Genomic DNA, 15,363 nt, shown 5'->3' with positions numbered 1-15,363 from the left:
CATGGGCCGATTCACGCATTTCTTCATCGACCGTCCGATCTTCGCCTCGGTACTGTCCATCCTCATCCTGGTGGTGGGGGGACTGGCCCTGATCGCCCTGCCCATCGCCCAGTATCCCGAGATCGCTCCGCCCAATGTGGTGGTCAGCGCCACCTACCCAGGCGCCAACGCCAAGGTGGTCATGGATACCGTCGCCACTCCCATCGAGCAGGAGGTGAACGGGGTCGAGGACATGCTCTACCTGTCCTCCCAGTCCACCAACGAGGGTTCGATGGTGCTGACCGTCACCTTCAAGCCGGGTACCAACATCGACAAGGCCCAGGTATTGGTGCAGAACCGGGTGGCGCTGGCCGAACCCAAATTGCCCGAGGAAGTCCGGCGCCTTGGTATCAATGTCAAGAAGCGCAGCCCGGACCTCAGCCTGGTGGTTAATCTGATATCCCCGGATCGCCGCTATGACAGCACCTATCTGAGCAATTACGCCCTGCTGCAGATCAAGGACACCCTGGCGCGACTGCCAGGCGTGGGGGATATCATCGTGTTCGGCGCGCGCGACTACAGCATGCGCGTCTGGCTGGACCCGGAGCAGGTGGCCGCCCGCAACATGACCGCGTCCGACGTGGTGCGCGCCCTCAGGGAGCAGAACGTGCAGGTGGCGGCTGGCGTGGTGGGGCAGCCGCCAACGCCCGGAGGCGTGGAGTTTCAGTATACGGTCACGACCCAGGGCCGCTTGATGGAGGCGGAGCAGTTCGGGGACATCGTCATCAAGACCGGAACCGATGGCGCCGTCACGCGACTGAAGGACGTGGCGCGCATCGAACTGGGCGCCAAAGACTATGCCAGTTCCCTGCGTCTCGATGGCCAGCCCACGGTGGGCCTTGCGATTTTCCAGTTGCCCGGCTCCAATGCGCTGGACACCAAGGAAGGGGTGGTAAAGGCCATGAAAAACCTGAAGACCCGCTTCCCGGAGGGACTGGAGTACGACATCGTCTACGACACCGTGGTGTTCATCAAGCAGTCCATCGAGGCGGTGGTGAAAACCCTGTTCGAGGCCCTGCTGCTGGTGGTGCTGGTGGTCGTGGTGTTCCTGCAGAACTGGCGCGCCAGCATCATTCCATTGGTGGCGGTGCCGGTTTCACTGATCGGCACCTTCGCCGTGATGGCGTCCCTGGGTATGTCCCTCAATACCTTGTCCCTGTTTGGCCTGGTGCTGGCCATCGGCATCGTGGTGGACGACGCCATCGTGGTGGTGGAAAACGTCGAACGCCACATCGCCATGGGCGAGGAGGTGCGCCTCGCCACCCGCCGCGCGATGGACGAAGTGGTGGGGCCGGTGATCGCCACCACCCTGGTGCTGGTGGCGGTGTTCGTGCCCACGGCCTTCATCACCGGCGTCTCCGGCGCCTTCTACAAGCAGTTCGCCCTCACCATCGCCGTTTCCACGGTAATTTCCAGCTTCAACTCCCTGACCCTCAGTCCCGCTTTGTGCGCTCTGCTGCTGGAGCGGGCCCATCACAATCCGGACTGGTTGACGAGGGTGCTGAACCGGAGTCTTGGCTGGTTTTTCGGCGCCTTCAACCGGGCCTTTGCCGCCTTCGGCGAGGGCTACGCGCGGATGGTGGGGCGCGTCACGCGCATGGCGGTGCTGGTGCTGGTGCTCTACGCGGGGCTGAACGGATTGAATTTCCTGGCCTTCGAGAAAGTGCCCACGGGCTTCATTCCGCAGCAGGACCAGGGCTATCTGATCCTGTACGGGCAGCTACCGGATGCCGCCTCGGTGGACCGCACCAGCGCCGTGGTGGACCAGGCCACCAAGATCATCCTGGACACGCCGGGTGTCAGGCACGTCAACGCCTACGCCGGCTATTCCATCCTGACCGGCGCCAGCCAGTCCAATGTCGCCACCATGTTCGCACGCCTGGCCCCCTTCGAGGACCGCGCAGGCCGCCCGGAACTGTATGCCGATGCCATCATCGCCAACCTGCAGAAGCGGCTGTCCCAGGTGGAGGATGCCCGCATCTCGGTGTTCGCACCGCCACCGGTGCGCGGCATGAGCGCGGTGGGCGGGTTCAAGCTGCAGGTTCAGGATCGCAGCAATGCCGGCGTGGACGCGCTGCAGCAGGCGGCGGCGGACCTCATCGCCAAGGGCAACCAGGCCGCCGGGCTGAGCGGACTGTTTACGACATTCAGGTCAGGCGTCCCGCAGATCTTCCTGGATGTGGACCGCACGCGCGCCAAGGCCATGGACGTGCCCCTGAGCGAGGTATTCGACACCTTGCAGGTGTATCTGGGCTCGCTTTACATCAATGATTTCAACCGGTTTGGCCGCACCTATCAGGTGCAGGCGCAGGCCGATGCGAAATTCCGTATGCATCCCGAGGACATTGCGAAGCTGAAGACGCGCAACCAGGCGGGGGAGATGGTGCCCCTGGGTTCGCTCATGGATGTGCGCGAGATCACGGGGCCGGACAAGATGACCCGCTACAACATGTACCCGGCGGCGGAGATCAATGGCGCGCCGCTGCCAGGCGTCAGCTCGGGCCAGGCGATCGCCATCATGGACCGGCTGGCCAGGGAGGAATTGCCGCCCGGGTTCGGGTTCGAATGGACCGAGATCAGTCTGCAGCAGGTTTTGGCGGGGAATGTGGCATTCCTGGTGTTCCCCCTGAGCGTGCTGTTCGTGTTCCTCGCCCTGGCGGCGCAGTACGAGAGCTGGTCCTTGCCCTTCGCGGTGATCCTGATCGTGCCCATGTGTCTTCTCGCCTCCATGACCGGTATCTGGCTGCGCGGGATGGACAACAACATCTTCACCCAGGTGGGCTTCATCGTCCTGGTGGGGCTGGCGTCGAAGAACGCGATCCTGATCGTGGAGTTCGCCAAGCGCCGGCGGGAGGAGGGCCTGGATCGCTTCGCGGCGGCGGCGGAAGCGGCCCGCGTGCGCCTGCGCCCGATCCTGATGACCTCGTTCGCCTTCATCATGGGCGTGTTTCCGCTAGTGATCGCCCAGGGCGCCGGGGCGGAGTCGCGGCAGATTCTCGGCACCGCCGTGTTCAGCGGCATGCTCGGCGTCACCTTGTTTGGGTTGCTGTTGACGCCGGTGTTCTATGTGGTGATCCAGGCCTGGGTGGATCGTCGTGAGGCGCGTCGCGCCAGCCATTCGCCGTCTAGTGCGGCCGGGCCGGGAGGCACGGCATGAGCGTAGGTCGCATCGTTCTAGTGGGTGTGGCCGCGTGCCTGCTGTCCGCCTGTGCCGTCGGGCCGGATTATCAGACACCTCAGGTGCAGACCGGCGGCGAACAGTTCGCCAACGCCGGGCATCCGGAGTTTGTGAATAAAGAGGTGGACCTGCTCTGGTGGCGGCAGTTTCGCGACCCCACGCTGGACCGCCTCATCGATGAAACCCTGCGGGCCAATTGGGATCTGAAAGGGGCCGAAGCGAACCTGCGCGAGGCGCGCGCGCTGTACCTTCAATCCGGGCTCGATCTCCTCCCCACCGTGGTCGGGCGCGCCAGCTACAACGAGCAGAAGCGCAGCGTGGCGGCGCTCAATAATCGAAGCTTCGTTCCCCGCGAACTCAAGCTCTACAGCACCGGCTTCGATGCCTTCTGGGAGATCGATTTCTTCGGGCGGGTGCGCCGCAATGTCGAATCGAGCGAAGCCGAGGTGGAAGTTCAGGTTGCCGGCTACCGCGACCTGATGGTCAGCCTGATCGCCGAGGTGGCGCGTAACTACTTCGCCTTGCGGGGCCTTCAGAACCAGTTGGCGGTATCGCAGAAAAACGCCGAAAACCAGGCGGAGACCCTCAAGATCACGGAAATCAGGCTGCAGGCGGGCCGCGGCACCGAACTGGACACGTCAAGGGCCAAGGCGCAGATGGATAGCACGAAGGCGTTGTTGCCCCGGCTTAGGGTCGCCATCCATCAGGCCATACACCGTTTGGGTGTGCTCACCGGCAAACCGCCCGGCACCTATCTGGCCGAACTCCTGACGTCGGCGCCCCTGGCGGACGTGCCGGCCGTGGTGTGCATCGGCAGCCCCGCCGAACTCCTGCGCCGCCGTCCCGACATCCGCGTGGCGGAACGGGAACTGGCCAGCGCCACGGCCCAGATCGGCGTGGCCACCGCCGACCTGTTCCCGCGCGTCACCTTCGTGGGGACCATCGCTCTGGAGGGCCGGACCTTGTCGGCGGTGGGCGGGGGCGGCTCCGACGCCTATTCCGCGGGTCCCAGGATCACCTGGGCCGCGTTCGACCTGGGGCGGGTCTATGCGCGCATCAAGGCCGCCGATGCCAGCGCGGAAGCCAGCCTGGCCCGTTATCAGCAGACGGTGCTGAACGCCCTGGAGGAAACCGAGAATGCCCTGGTCGGTTACAACGAGCAAAGAGCGGAGCGCGACCTGCTCGCCCAGGCCGCGGAGGCCAGCCAGCGGGCGAGCGAGCTGGCGCATCTGCGCTTTCGCGACGGCGCCAGCGATTTCCTGACCGTCCTCGACGCGGAACTGCGCCTGCTGCAGGACCAGGAGCGGTTGGCCCTGAGCCAGACCCAGACGGCGACGGCCCTGGTGGCCTTGTACAAGGCCCTGGGCGGAGGCTGGGAGAACCGCGCCATACCCCAGGGCCTTTGAAGGGTCGCGGTTACCCCCCGATCACGTCAAGGTCCGGAGGCGCAAGGCGGTGATAGCGACGGTGTTCGAGGATGCTGGCGCGCTGGGCGCGGGGCCATACGCGGCGGAGTTCCGGTTTTACGAGGAACTCAACGACTTCCTCAAACCGCTCCAGCGTAAGCGGGCCTTGCGTTACTGTTTCAGCGGCCATCCCGGCATCAAGGATCCCATCGAAGCGTTCGGCGTCCCGCACACCGAGGTGGAACTCATCGTCGTCAACGGCGAGTCGGTGGGGTTCGACTACCGGCTCCAACCCGGTGACCGGGTCGCGGTCTACCCCATGTTCGAAAGCTTCGATGTCAGCCCATTGCTGCGCTTGCGGGACGCGCCCCTGCGCCGCAGCGCCTTCGTGCTGGACGTGAACCTGGGAAAGCTGGCGCGGCGCTTGCGCATGCTCGGTTTCGACGCGCTTTACGACAATGCCTATCACGACAGCCAGGTGGCCGATATCGCCGCGCGCGAGCATCGCATCGTGCTGACCCGGGACCGCCGGCTGCTGTTCGCCAGACGCATCACCCACGGCTATTGGGTGAGGGCTGTGGATCCCGATCGGCAGGTGGCGGAAGTGCTGGAGCGTTTCGATCTGCACGGCAGCATTCGCCCCTTCGCCCGCTGCATGGCCTGCAACGGCGTAGTCGAGCCGGTGGACAAGGCGGCGGTGTGGGACCGGCTGGAGCCCAAGACGCGGCTTTACTACGACAGATTCTACCGATGCGCGGGCTGCGGGCGGGTCTACTGGGCCGGTACCCATGTGGACGACATGCGGCAGCGGTATCTCAGGCCGCGAGGCTAATCGCGGGCCTGCAGCATGGCGCCTGGGAACTCCAGACGCGCCCGCGTGCCCCGCCCCAGGCTGCTGGACAACTGCAGGTGCCAGCCGAACCGGCTGCATAGGCGGCTGACGATGGCCAGCCCGACCCCGTGACCCTCGCCGTCCTCCGTGCCCCGGTAGTAGGCCTGAAAGACCTTGTCCATCTGATCTTCGGCGATTCCGGAACCCGTGTCCTCGATACACAGGGCGTTCTGCTCGATGCCGATGCGGACCTCGCCTTTGCCGGTGTAGGCGTAGGCGTTGCGAATGAGGTTGCCGATGACGATGGAAAGGACCTTGTGGGACACGTTCAGGTGTAGCGTGGCGTCTTGGTGCAGCACCGCCTTCACGGACTTGCCTTGCAGCAGCGAGGCTGCGCGCTCCATTTCCTCCCGCACCACCGCGTTGACGCAGACCGCCTCGTCCTGCGGCCCCTGGGCTTCCTCCCGGGATAAGAGCAGGAAGGCGCTGGTGAGCTCCTCCATGTCTATGGCCGCGCGCTTGATGCGCGCCAGGTGTGCCCGCTGGCTTTCCCCGAACGCGCCGTCCTGCATCAAGACGTCGGCCGCCATGCGGATGACGGTGATGGGGCTGCGCAATTCATGGCTCACATCCCGCGTGAAAGTCCGCTCGCGCTCGATGAACTGCAGGATGCGCGCGGACAGGCGCGAAAGGGCTTGCGACAGGGCGCGCACCTCCTCGTCGTCGCCGGCGGGAATCTGTTCCAGCGCTTGCAGGCTTCGGTCCGGGGATTCGCGCTGAATATGATCCACCTGGCGTGCCAGGGCCAGGATCGGCGACACCGCCTTGCGCGAAAGGCGGTAGCCCAGCAGGGCCGCCACATAGAGTCCTGTCAGGCCGGCGGCCATGGGTATCATGCCGAAGAACAGGGCCAGTTCCTCCACCCGCTTGCCGTCGAAGACCAGGTACAGCCGGGCCTCGCCCTGGCGGGTCAGCTGCGCGACGGCGAAGCCGTGTTCACGCGGCAGGTGATGAAATCCATCCGCGAGCCCCGCGATTTCCGGCGGAATCTGTGCGGACGATTGGCGCGGACTCAGATAGGCCTTCAGGTTGTTGGTGTCGGGCAGCGAGCAATCCGGGTCCAGACGGTAGCGTTGCCAGAAGTAGTCCGATTCATCCTGCAGGGCGCGCTGGATGAGGATGCCGCCCAGGACAAAGCGGGCGGTGGCGATGCTCAGCAGCACCGCGATGCTGATGAACAGGATCTGCAGCAGGAAGACCCGTTCCAGCTTACGGCTGATTCTCTGTTTGTTCGGCATGGGGCTTGATGAGGCGGTAGCCCAGGCTTTGCACGGTGCAGATCATGGGCTCGCGGAAGGGTTTGTCCACCGCCTTGCGCAGGTTGTAGAGGTGGCTGCGCAAAGTGTCGCTGTCAGGCAGCTCATCGCCCCAGATTTCCCGCTCGATCTCCCGCCGGGTGACCAGGTTGGGCGACGCCCGCATGAGCAGTTTCAGAATCTTCTTGCCCGTGGGTGAAATCTCCAGCCTTTCCCCTGCCCGGTGCACCTCCTGGGTTCCCAGATCCAGGCTGAGATCGCCCACCCGCAGCACCTCCGGTGTCAACTCTGCCCGATGCCGCCGGATCAGCGAGCGCACCCGGGCCTCCAGTTCCAGCAGGTCGAAGGGCTTCACCAAATAATCGTCGGCGCCGGCTTCGAGTCCGGCCACCTTGTCCTGCAGGGTATCGCGGGCGGTCAGCATGAGTATTGGCGTCGTCAGCCTGGCTTCCCGCCGCAGTTTCTCGCACACGCTCAAGCCATCCATGCCGGGCAGGCGCAGGTCGAGAATGATCACGTCATAGGTGTTGCTCACCGCCAGGTGCAGGCCAGTGATGGCATCGGCGGCGTGGTCCAGTGTGTAGCCGCGTTTTTCGAAGTACTCGAAGATCAGGGCCGCGATGTCCCGGTGGTCTTCCACCAGCAGCAGGGAGTGGGGCGAGGGGACTTGCGACATGGCGGCAGGGTCAATGGGGTGGGCCTGACGGAGATCCGAACACCGGAGCTTACGCTTTCACGCTTTCTTCACATCGGGTTTACGCGGCATTCACCGGCGTTCTCTTAATCTTCAACCCACCTGAGCACAAGCCAGGCGGCCGACGCGGCGAGGCAGAACTTGGAACGTCCTGGCGCGATCCGACCGAATGATGAAACCAGAACTGACTGATGCTTGCAACTTGAGAGGAGAGATCATCATGAACGCTACAAAGATTTCCCGCAGTCTACACGCCTGCATTTTGGCAGCCGTCGCAGCGACGCTGGCCGTTCCGGCCGAAGCCCATGAAACCTCGGCTGGGGGTTCCGCCTACAATGCCTGCCGAAGGACCAAGCTGACGAACTTCGATGGCACCATCGTGGAAGCCGCCATTGCCACGCCCGCCTTGAGCACTCTCAAGGACCTGGTGATCGCCGCCAACCTGGTGGATGCCTTGAACGGTCCGGGCCCCTTCACCGTGTACGCGCCAACCAATGACGCCTTCGCCAAGATACCAGCGCCGGTGCTGTCGGCCCTGGGTAGCGACACGGCCGTGCTGACGGAGGTGCTGACCTATCATGTCGTCGCTTCCCGCAACGCCGATCCGCGCCGCCCGCTCAGTCCCAGGGAAGTGACCACGCTGCAGGGGCAGTCGGTTTTCCTGGAGTACGACAAGGGGCCGCAGGTCAATCAATCCACGGCGGCTTGCGAGGGGGTACGCACCAGCAATGGCATCGTCTGGATCATCGACAGCGTTCTGCTGCCGCAGTTCAAGTGAGGGAGGGTGTTTCCTTCGGTTCAGGCCACCAGGCTGTGATAGCCCTCTTCCCGCAGCACCCGTCGCACGGCGGGCCGGGATAGCATGAGGCGGAAGTGGGACTGGCAGTTGGGCGGCAGCTCGATCCCGAGCTTGTCCGCCCAGAACTCCACGTAGAACAGGGCGGCGTCGGCGATGGAGAATGCGCCCGTCAGGTAGGAGCCTCCCGCCAGCACGGAATCGAGGATGGCGAAGCCCTTCGCCACGATTTGCCGGCCCTGTTCCTTGATGGCTTCGTGATCCTCAGGCCGGAGCGCGAATTTGTCCGTCGCGAAGATGCGGGCGAAGCCTTGTCCATGTAGGGTCTGCACCACGTAATCCATGGTTTCCAGCACCAAAGTCTCCCCCACGGCATCTTCAGGCAGTAGCCTGGCCTTGGGGTAGCTGCGCGCCAGCCACCAGGCGATGGCCTGGAATTCCGTCAAGGGTCTGCCATCGTCCAGCACCAGGGTCGGTATGGTGGATTTCGGGTTGATCGCCAGATAGTCCGGCTTGAGATGGTCCCCGGCCGGCAGGTTGACGATGTAGACCTCGAAAGCCAGATCCAATTCTTCCAGCAGGATATGGATGCCGGTGGTGCAGGACCCCGGCGCCATGTAGAACTTCATGGCCATCGGATCAGGCCGGGGTCACCTTGAGGATGATGTCCACGTCCCGGCTCAGCCAGCCGATGGTCAGGGCCTTGAAGGCCGCTTCCTCGGCCTCGTCCCAGATGACGCAGAGCAGTGCTTCTTCGCGGGTCAGGAGTTCGTCGCCTTCCATCTTGGCGATGGCGGCGGCGCAGGCCAGCGGGTCCACCTCGTTGCGCTCGAACACCTCCTTGGCCTGGGTGATGGCGAAGGCGATGTCCTTTTCCGTGGCGAGATGGGCGTGCGCGCCCTCGAAGCTGTAAACGACGGCGGGAGTCTCGGGTTTGCTCATAACGGCTGACATGCTGTCTCCTTAGGGTTCGTATGACTCGTGGCGGGGCCTAAAGCGGCACCCCGAAGAAATCTTCCTCGTTGCCGCCCCAGGCCAGGTGCAGGGCCAGGGCCGACTGCCAGCGCGCGGCCTCGGTCTCGTCGGCGTCGCGGTGGGTGATGGTGGCGTCCGGCACGCCCCCGCTGAGATATTTGCCGCCGTTGCGAAGGAAGCGGCTCAATGCCTTGCGGTCGTTGGGTCGCACGGCGACCTTGGGGATGTCGTTCACCAGGATGGTGGTGATGTGCATGACTTCCTCCCGGATGGATTGCTCAAGCGATGGTGATGATCAGGGGTTCCAGGCCGGCCACCGAGGCCTCCAGCACATCGCCGGATTTCACCGGTCCGGCGTTGCCTGGTGTGCCGGTGTAGATGAGGTCGCCCGGAAACAGCTCCATGCGCGTGGACAGGTAATGCACCGTCTCGGGTATCTTCCACAGCATGTCGGACACATTGCCGCTCTGCCGCACTTCGCCGTTCACCTTCAGTTCGATCAGCCCGGAAGCGATGTTGCCGGCGTAGAACTCCGGGGTGATGGCGGTGCAGGCGGCGGAATGGTCGAAAGCCTTGGCCTTTTCCCATGGCAGGCCCTTTTCCAGGGCCGCATCCAGGGCATCGCGCAGGGTCATGTCCAGGCCGACGGCGTAGCCGAAGACGTAGTCGTAGTCCACCCGGTCGGCGGGGATGTTGCGGCCGCCCTTGTGCAGGGCCACCACCATTTCCACTTCCGGGACCAGCGCCTCGGTGCCGGGCGGATAGGGCAGAGTGGAGTTGTTTTGCACGATGGCGCCGGGCGGTTTCATGAAGAACACCGGTTCGGTGCCTTTCTCGGCCGCGCCGTCAGGCCCCGGGTAGTTGCGGCCGATGCAGAAGATGCGGCGCACCGGAAACGGCCGGCTGGACATGGCTTCCAGGCTGACGATGGGAGCAGGTGCAAAAGCGAAATTCATGGGGTTCGGGGTCATGGGTCGTGATGGTCTGGGTGCTCACACCAGGCGTTCGCCGTCGCGGTAGCCCGCGTCCGGATCGAATTCCAGGTAGTGGATATTGAAATGCTCTTCCATGCGCTCGGCTGCTGGAATCGACCCGGATCTTTCGGGAAAGCGGGCCAGCAAATCGTCCCGGTGACGGGTCCAGGCGCCCAGGAGGGCGGCACGCGCCTGCTCGCGGCTGCGTCCGGCTCCCCGGAACATGAAATGGTGGGTGTTCATCTCCGCCACCACGAAACTCTGCGACACCCTGTGCTCTCCTCAGTGAAGGCCCGGCCCGCCGATGTCCATGCCGCGGAACATGGAGCAGCGCTTGAATACATCCACCGTGGGCGAGGTCTGCTTGTGGGAGCAGTACTTGGCCACCAGCTTGGCCAGGCCTTTGATGTCGCGGCCCGTGGCGTCCGGAAACAGTTCCACCAGTTGGTCGATGAGGCCGGAACTGACCGAAAGATCGAACTGCTCGGTCATCACCGACCAGATCTTGTGCCGCGCCTCGGCGTCCGGCGGGTTGAACTTGATCAGGGCGATACAGCGCGAGACGATGGCCTCGTCGATATCGTCCACCCGGTTGGTTGTTAGGAACAGCAGGCCATTGAAGTATTCCAGCACCCGCAGGAAGACGCCCACCACGGCGTTGGCGGTCATGTTGTCGTCGCGGCGCTTGATGTAGACGTCGGCCTCGTCGATGAGCATCACCGCGCCCCAGCGCTGCGCCCGGGTCAACACGTCCTTGAGAGCGGATTCCATGGCTGCCACGTTCAGGCCGAGCTGGCCGGAATGCACCCGGTACAAGGGGCGCTGGATGATCTCCGAATAAACCTCGGCGGTCAGGGTCTTGCCCACGCCGGGCGGACCCGCGCACAGCACCGTGGTGCCGCCTGACTTACCGGCCACGATGTCGTCCATGAGTACGTCCATCTCGGCGGTGAGGATGTCGATGAGGTCGGTCTGTTCCTCCGGCAGCACCAGTTTCTGCTTCAGCGCCGGCTTGTATTCATAGGGCTCGATATCCTCCACATGCACCCAGATGTAATGGTGCAGGTCCAGGTGGAACATCAGGATGAAAGCATGCACCGGCAGTTGCGTGAACAGGTCCTTGGCCAGGGCTTCCTGGGTCTCCAGCACCTCGTCCTCGGCTTCGTAGTGATTGCTCTTGGCCGCCTTGCGCAGATAAGGCCCCAGGATATCGCCGGGCGCATCCAGGGTCAGGGCGCGGCTGGTGAGTATGCTCTCGTCATTTACCAGGCGGGCGCTGCCGCCGCTGGAGGAGAGAACGACCACATCCTTGCGCGCCCAGTCCGTATTGCGGTGGGTCGATGCGGGATCCTCCGCGTAGAAGCCGATGCCCTGGCCCGAGAATTGTCCGCCGTAGCGGGCGCGCCAATCGAAATATTTCTCCACCGTCGCGTCGTAGGCGGCGATCAGTTGCGGGGTTTCCTTCAGGAAGCCCTTGGCGGCGAAAATCTCGCCGACGGTTTTATCGACGATGTCGCTGGAACTGATGCGCAGGGTCAAGGTGGCGATGGTGGCCTTGGCGTTGGCCTTGAGTTCCAGGAAGACCTTGCCGGTCTCGTCGTTGGACGCCGGGGTGTAGTCCAGCCGCGTGAGTACGTAGGGGAGAGGGCGGCCAGTGACCTGGGCGCTGAACAGCCAGCCACGCAAGGCATCCTTGGCCAGGTAGCGGGCGATGGCGGGCACCAGCATTTCCAGTTCGTCCGCCTGAAAACGGGTGCCGTCGTCGTTCAGGGCCTGCTGCAGGGTTGCCAGGTGGGCGGCGCGGGCGCGCATCTCCGGGCCCCCTTCCTCGTAGAGATTGCGCAGGAAGACGACCTCGGCATTGGCCAGTTGGGTGAAAGCCACTTCGGCCTTGTTGCCGAAGCGCAATTGGTCCTTGAGCGGGGCGAGTCCGGGGAACTCTTCCACCATCGCTTCCACGTACTGCCGTTCGATCTGGAGCTTCATCGCCTGCTCGCTTTCATGTTTCGGTTGAATCGTTGGCGGGTTCGAGGGCCACGTAGCATTCGAATTCCGCCTTGGTAAGTTCCTCGGTTCCCTCCTGACCCTGCCACTGAATGCCGACGCTGAAGCCACTGGCGCAGCGTCCACCTCGCCTTACGCGGATCACGCGTCCCGCGGCGCCCGCGGGCACTTCGCTGCGCCTGAGGCTGGCGCGGACTTTCTTGCCCAGCAGGCTCAAGGCCTCCTTGGCGCTGAAGGTGCGCGAATCAAGCATCGCCCCGGGTCGCGAAGTTGCTATCCGTACCCACCGCTTGCCTGGCCAAAAGTGCGTCCCGGGCGTTCAGCGGGTGCGGGGTCGTTCGGACGGTTTGTAATTGCTGAAATGGCCTTCCTTCGCCGCCTGCGCCCTGGCTTTTGCCACGATGCCGGGGGTTTGCGCCGGTGGTGCCGGTTTCGATACCAGCTTTTCCAGATTCGTCCCGCCGCATTCGGAGCACACGGGGGTGTCGGAAATCTTGATCAGCAGTTCGAAGGTCTTGTCGCAGTCTTTGCAGTGAAAATCGTAAAGTGGCATCGCTATACCTTGTTTGCGGTTGGTCTGTGCCTGAGGGGGGCTGACCTGCCTGAGTGGCGCGCCTTTTAGTCTCGATGGCGCCGGGTACGCTCCTGGATCCTGAGTTCCAGAGGCCTCAGTCCATCCCTTCGGCGGTAGCTACCCGGGCTGGGCGACTCGTCCCAGTGGAACCGGTAGCTCACACTGCGGTCCTGGTTGGCCGGATGCGGCCCCAGGGCAAGACGGCGCATGGCTTTCAAAAGGCGGCTGATGGTCGTGGTCAGTTTCATCGTGGTGTCCCCGTGAAGGTTTGACAAGCCTGGCCCTGGCGGGAGGAGCATCCGGTTCTCCGGATGCCCGCGCGTGCCCTCGAAGATCAAAAAGCAGCTACCGTGCCACTCGCTCTCTGGTCCTTGTGTCGGCGCATGGTTGCGATCAACATATTGATCTTTAAAGTCTATTTTCGTTTCTTAAGCCTGGTCTTCGAGGAATTGATGATTCCTAGGCGTGCACGAAAACCGCTGACTTGTCGCATTTCTTACATGCTTGGGCAGACTGCCCCAGATTGGTGAAGGATCTCTAGTCGGAAGCTGCGTAGCAGGTCCTTTGGACGGGGCACGGCGCCAGTAGCGGGCGCCGCCTAAGATGCTTTTGCGAGTGTGGATGGCGTTGTGGGTCTCAGCCGACGGTCGCCGGCCGTTCCCGGGCCCACTCGGCGGGCGTGTAGACCTTCATGCTGATGGCGTGCAGGGCGCCCGTGGAAAGGGGCTCGCTGACCGTGGACAGGACTTTCTGCTGGCGCTTGACGGGGGAGAGGCCATCGAAGGCATCACTGACCACCACGATGGAAAAGCTGCAGCCCTCGCCTTCGACGGTCAGGTCGCAGCCGGGCAGGCCGGCCTCGATCATTTGGCGGACTTCGGCGATTTCCATGGGTTTACTCTGCCGCCGGGGTGGCTGCCGCCACCGCGGTGTCCAGCATGGGCTTCAATTCACCCTTGCGGTGGATTTCGTCGACGATGTCGCTGCCGCCCACCAGTTCGCCCCCCACGAAGAGCTGCGGGAACGTCGGCCACTGCGAAACGCTCGGGAGCTTTTCGCGGATCTGGGGCGCGGCCAGGATGTTCACATAGGCGAAGGGTACGCCGGTGGACTGCAGGCAGGCCACGGCCTTCGCGGAAAAGCCGCATTGCGGCATGTCGGGCACGCCTTTCATGTACAGCAGTACGGGATGGTTGGCGATCTGGTCGCGAATGGTGTCTTCGATGCTGCTCATGGTGGGACTCCCCTGCTAAAACGGGGCCGGAGTTGTCCGGCCCCGCAATTTCGAAAAATTGAAATGCTGTACCGGTCTTGGACTCACAGGCCGGAGGAAAAGCCCAGCACTTCGACCGTAATATCCTCTTCACCGGTCACAGTGGCGTGGCTGGCCAAGCGGGACTTGGAGCCTACGCCCACCATGGTGTCCAGTTTGGCGTTCTCTTCAGCCGCGATCTTGGAAACACTCTTGCGCCCGGTCTGTACGAAAATGTGGTCGCTGCCTTTTCCATTGTTCTCGATTTCTACTCCAGCCGCCTGGATGAGTTCCAGCAGGCTTTTTCCCACTTCCGCGTTGATGGACTTGCCGGATGGGAGGATGGTTAAGGTCGACATAGTTAGCTTACTCCTGGTGGTTTCTAGGTTTAAGTTCGGGGCTCGTGGCCGGCTTGACGGCCGGTTCCGGTACGATGCCCCGTGTTCTATAAAGAACTCATACCCCGGCAGCGAACGCTCCGATGACGGAGCCGCCGACGCTGTCGGATTTGTCCAGTTCGTTCAATTTGCCCAACAGTTCCTCGCATTCAGCCTTGTCGCCCTGGCGCAGCCTGATGAAGGATAAGGCCTTGAGGGAGAACAGGTAGAAATGCGCCGGCCCGTCGTGATGGGTCCAGTTGGTGGTTTCCGGGCGCAGGTCGCGGAAATCCGGCGAAAAGCCGCCGAGCCGGGCGGCGGTTTCCAGGGCCTGGCGTACCGCCCGCTCCGCGTCCTGCAGGCGTCCCTTGTAGAAATAGAACTTGTACATGGAGAAATACACCGGCAGGGCGTCCGGGTCCTCCCGGTGCGCCTGCATCAGCAGGGACTCGGCCCGCTCCGTGTCGCCGTATAGGCTCATGGCCTCATCCAGCAAGGCGCTGGTCTTGGGCGGCAACTCGCCGGCGTAGAAGGCGCGGGTGGATTCCATGGCGGACCTGCTTAGCTCCACACCGCGGCCGGCGCCAGCAGGCTTTCCACCGGCTCACCGCCCTTGAGGTGCTGCTCGATGATCACCGGCACGTCCTCCGGCTTCACCTTGGTGTACATCACGCCTTCGGGGTAGACCAGCACCGTGGGCCCGAAATCGCAGGTGCCCAGGCACCCGCTCCCCGTCAGGGCAAACTGGCCGTAAAGCTGTCCCTGGTCGAACTGCTGCATGAAGGTCTGGAACACCGCCGTGCTGCCCTGCTGGCCGCAGGAACCGCGGGGATGGCCCGGCGGGCGGCTTTGGGTGCAGACGAACACGTGCTTGCTGGGTTTTGGCATCGATAACTCCTGGGTCTATCGGTTGAATTTGGTTTGCTTATCGGCTCCCGCCGCTTCG

20 protein-coding genes are annotated in these 15,363 nt (G+C 63.6%); 4 read left to right on the top strand and 16 right to left on the bottom strand.

Annotation, left to right across the window (positions count from 1 at the left end):
* Position 1: 1 nt before the first annotated feature.
* The 3 genes from EK23_RS10455 to EK23_RS10445 are packed head-to-tail and all read left to right on the top strand — an operon-like array spanning position 2 to position 5,455.
* A complete protein-coding gene (locus EK23_RS10455; RefSeq protein ID WP_045225294.1) occupies positions 2-3,196 on the top strand; it encodes an efflux RND transporter permease subunit in 3,195 nt (1,064 codons plus the stop codon).
* The gene (locus tag EK23_RS10450) at positions 3,193-4,623 is read left to right on the top strand and encodes an efflux transporter outer membrane subunit (RefSeq protein WP_045225293.1); all 1,431 of its coding nucleotides are present in this window, start codon (positions 3,193-3,195) and stop codon (positions 4,621-4,623) included. The genes EK23_RS10455 and EK23_RS10450 overlap by 4 nt, the downstream gene beginning before the upstream one ends.
* Positions 4,624-4,672: 49 nt before the next feature.
* Positions 4,673-5,455: a Mut7-C RNAse domain-containing protein gene (locus tag EK23_RS10445; RefSeq protein WP_235281999.1), complete on the top strand. Its 783-nt coding sequence runs from the start codon at positions 4,673-4,675 to the stop codon at positions 5,453-5,455.
* Here EK23_RS10445 and EK23_RS10440 read toward each other — a convergent pair.
* Together EK23_RS10440 and EK23_RS10435 are read right to left on the bottom strand one after the other, a co-directional pair.
* Positions 5,452-6,753 (bottom strand): sensor histidine kinase, encoded by a 1,302-nt coding sequence (locus EK23_RS10440; protein WP_045225292.1) that lies wholly within the window; start codon positions 6,751-6,753, stop codon positions 5,452-5,454. The two genes, EK23_RS10445 and EK23_RS10440, sit on opposite strands and share 4 nt — an antisense overlap.
* A complete protein-coding gene (locus EK23_RS10435) occupies positions 6,725-7,447 on the bottom strand; it encodes a response regulator transcription factor (RefSeq protein WP_045225291.1) in 723 nt (240 codons plus the stop codon). Before EK23_RS10435 ends, EK23_RS10440 begins: the two co-directional genes overlap by 29 nt.
* A gap of 238 nt (positions 7,448-7,685) precedes the next feature.
* Here EK23_RS10435 and EK23_RS10430 point away from each other — a divergent pair, with 238 nt between their 5' ends.
* Positions 7,686-8,243, top strand: coding sequence for a fasciclin domain-containing protein (locus tag EK23_RS10430; RefSeq protein ID WP_158002489.1), 558 nt, complete (start codon positions 7,686-7,688; stop codon positions 8,241-8,243).
* A gap of 20 nt (positions 8,244-8,263) precedes the next feature.
* Here the strand turns inward: EK23_RS10430 and EK23_RS10425 are convergent, their stop codons facing one another.
* The 14 genes from EK23_RS10425 to EK23_RS10360 form a co-directional block, all read right to left on the bottom strand.
* The gene (locus tag EK23_RS10425) at positions 8,264-8,890 is read right to left on the bottom strand and encodes a glutathione S-transferase family protein (protein ID WP_200892139.1); all 627 of its coding nucleotides are present in this window, start codon (positions 8,888-8,890) and stop codon (positions 8,264-8,266) included.
* Between the two features lie 10 nt (positions 8,891-8,900).
* Positions 8,901-9,215 (bottom strand): hypothetical protein, encoded by a 315-nt coding sequence (locus EK23_RS10420; RefSeq protein ID WP_145998629.1) that lies wholly within the window; start codon positions 9,213-9,215, stop codon positions 8,901-8,903.
* 37 nt (positions 9,216-9,252) lie between these two features.
* Positions 9,253-9,492, bottom strand: a complete 240-nt coding sequence (locus tag EK23_RS10415; RefSeq protein WP_045225288.1) for a hypothetical protein — start codon at positions 9,490-9,492, stop codon at positions 9,253-9,255.
* Between the two features lie 22 nt (positions 9,493-9,514).
* A complete protein-coding gene (locus tag EK23_RS10410; RefSeq protein WP_045225287.1) occupies positions 9,515-10,192 on the bottom strand; it encodes a fumarylacetoacetate hydrolase family protein in 678 nt (225 codons plus the stop codon).
* Positions 10,193-10,228: 36 nt separating this feature from the next.
* Positions 10,229-10,480, bottom strand: a complete 252-nt coding sequence (locus EK23_RS10405) for a hypothetical protein (RefSeq protein WP_045225286.1) — start codon at positions 10,478-10,480, stop codon at positions 10,229-10,231.
* 12 nt (positions 10,481-10,492) lie between these two features.
* On the bottom strand, positions 10,493-12,196 hold the full coding sequence (locus tag EK23_RS10400; RefSeq protein WP_045225285.1) for an ATP-binding protein: 1,704 nt from the start codon (positions 12,194-12,196) through the stop codon (positions 10,493-10,495).
* 13 nt (positions 12,197-12,209) lie between these two features.
* Positions 12,210-12,467: a hypothetical protein gene (locus tag EK23_RS10395; RefSeq protein WP_045225284.1), complete on the bottom strand. Its 258-nt coding sequence runs from the start codon at positions 12,465-12,467 to the stop codon at positions 12,210-12,212.
* Between the two features lie 66 nt (positions 12,468-12,533).
* Positions 12,534-12,767, bottom strand: a complete 234-nt coding sequence (locus EK23_RS10390) for an FmdB family zinc ribbon protein (RefSeq protein ID WP_045225283.1) — start codon at positions 12,765-12,767, stop codon at positions 12,534-12,536.
* A 65-nt stretch (positions 12,768-12,832) separates the two neighbouring features.
* Positions 12,833-13,036 (bottom strand): hypothetical protein, encoded by a 204-nt coding sequence (locus tag EK23_RS10385; protein ID WP_145998628.1) that lies wholly within the window; start codon positions 13,034-13,036, stop codon positions 12,833-12,835.
* 388 nt (positions 13,037-13,424) lie between these two features.
* Entirely contained in the window at positions 13,425-13,679 is a 255-nt protein-coding gene (locus EK23_RS10380) for a BolA family protein (RefSeq protein WP_045225281.1), read from the bottom strand.
* Between the two features lie 4 nt (positions 13,680-13,683).
* The gene (grxD, locus tag EK23_RS10375) at positions 13,684-14,022 is read right to left on the bottom strand and encodes a Grx4 family monothiol glutaredoxin (RefSeq protein WP_045225280.1); all 339 of its coding nucleotides are present in this window, start codon (positions 14,020-14,022) and stop codon (positions 13,684-13,686) included.
* Positions 14,023-14,105: 83 nt separating this feature from the next.
* Positions 14,106-14,399 carry a ferredoxin gene (locus EK23_RS10370; protein ID WP_045225279.1) on the bottom strand — a complete coding sequence of 98 codons (294 nt, stop codon included), beginning with the start codon at positions 14,397-14,399 and terminating at the stop codon, positions 14,106-14,108.
* Between the two features lie 97 nt (positions 14,400-14,496).
* Entirely contained in the window at positions 14,497-14,967 is a 471-nt protein-coding gene (locus tag EK23_RS10365; protein WP_045225278.1) for a tetratricopeptide repeat protein, read from the bottom strand.
* A gap of 11 nt (positions 14,968-14,978) precedes the next feature.
* On the bottom strand, positions 14,979-15,305 hold the full coding sequence (locus EK23_RS10360) for a (2Fe-2S) ferredoxin domain-containing protein (protein ID WP_045225277.1): 327 nt from the start codon (positions 15,303-15,305) through the stop codon (positions 14,979-14,981).
* Between the last annotated feature and the right edge of the window lie 58 nt (positions 15,306-15,363).

Source organism: Methyloterricola oryzae (genome assembly GCF_000934725.1).
GTDB lineage: Bacteria > Pseudomonadota > Gammaproteobacteria > Methylococcales > Methylococcaceae > Methyloterricola > Methyloterricola oryzae.
The sequence above is the reverse complement of the archived record's forward strand: the minus strand, read 5'-3'. Positions and strand labels throughout refer to the sequence as shown.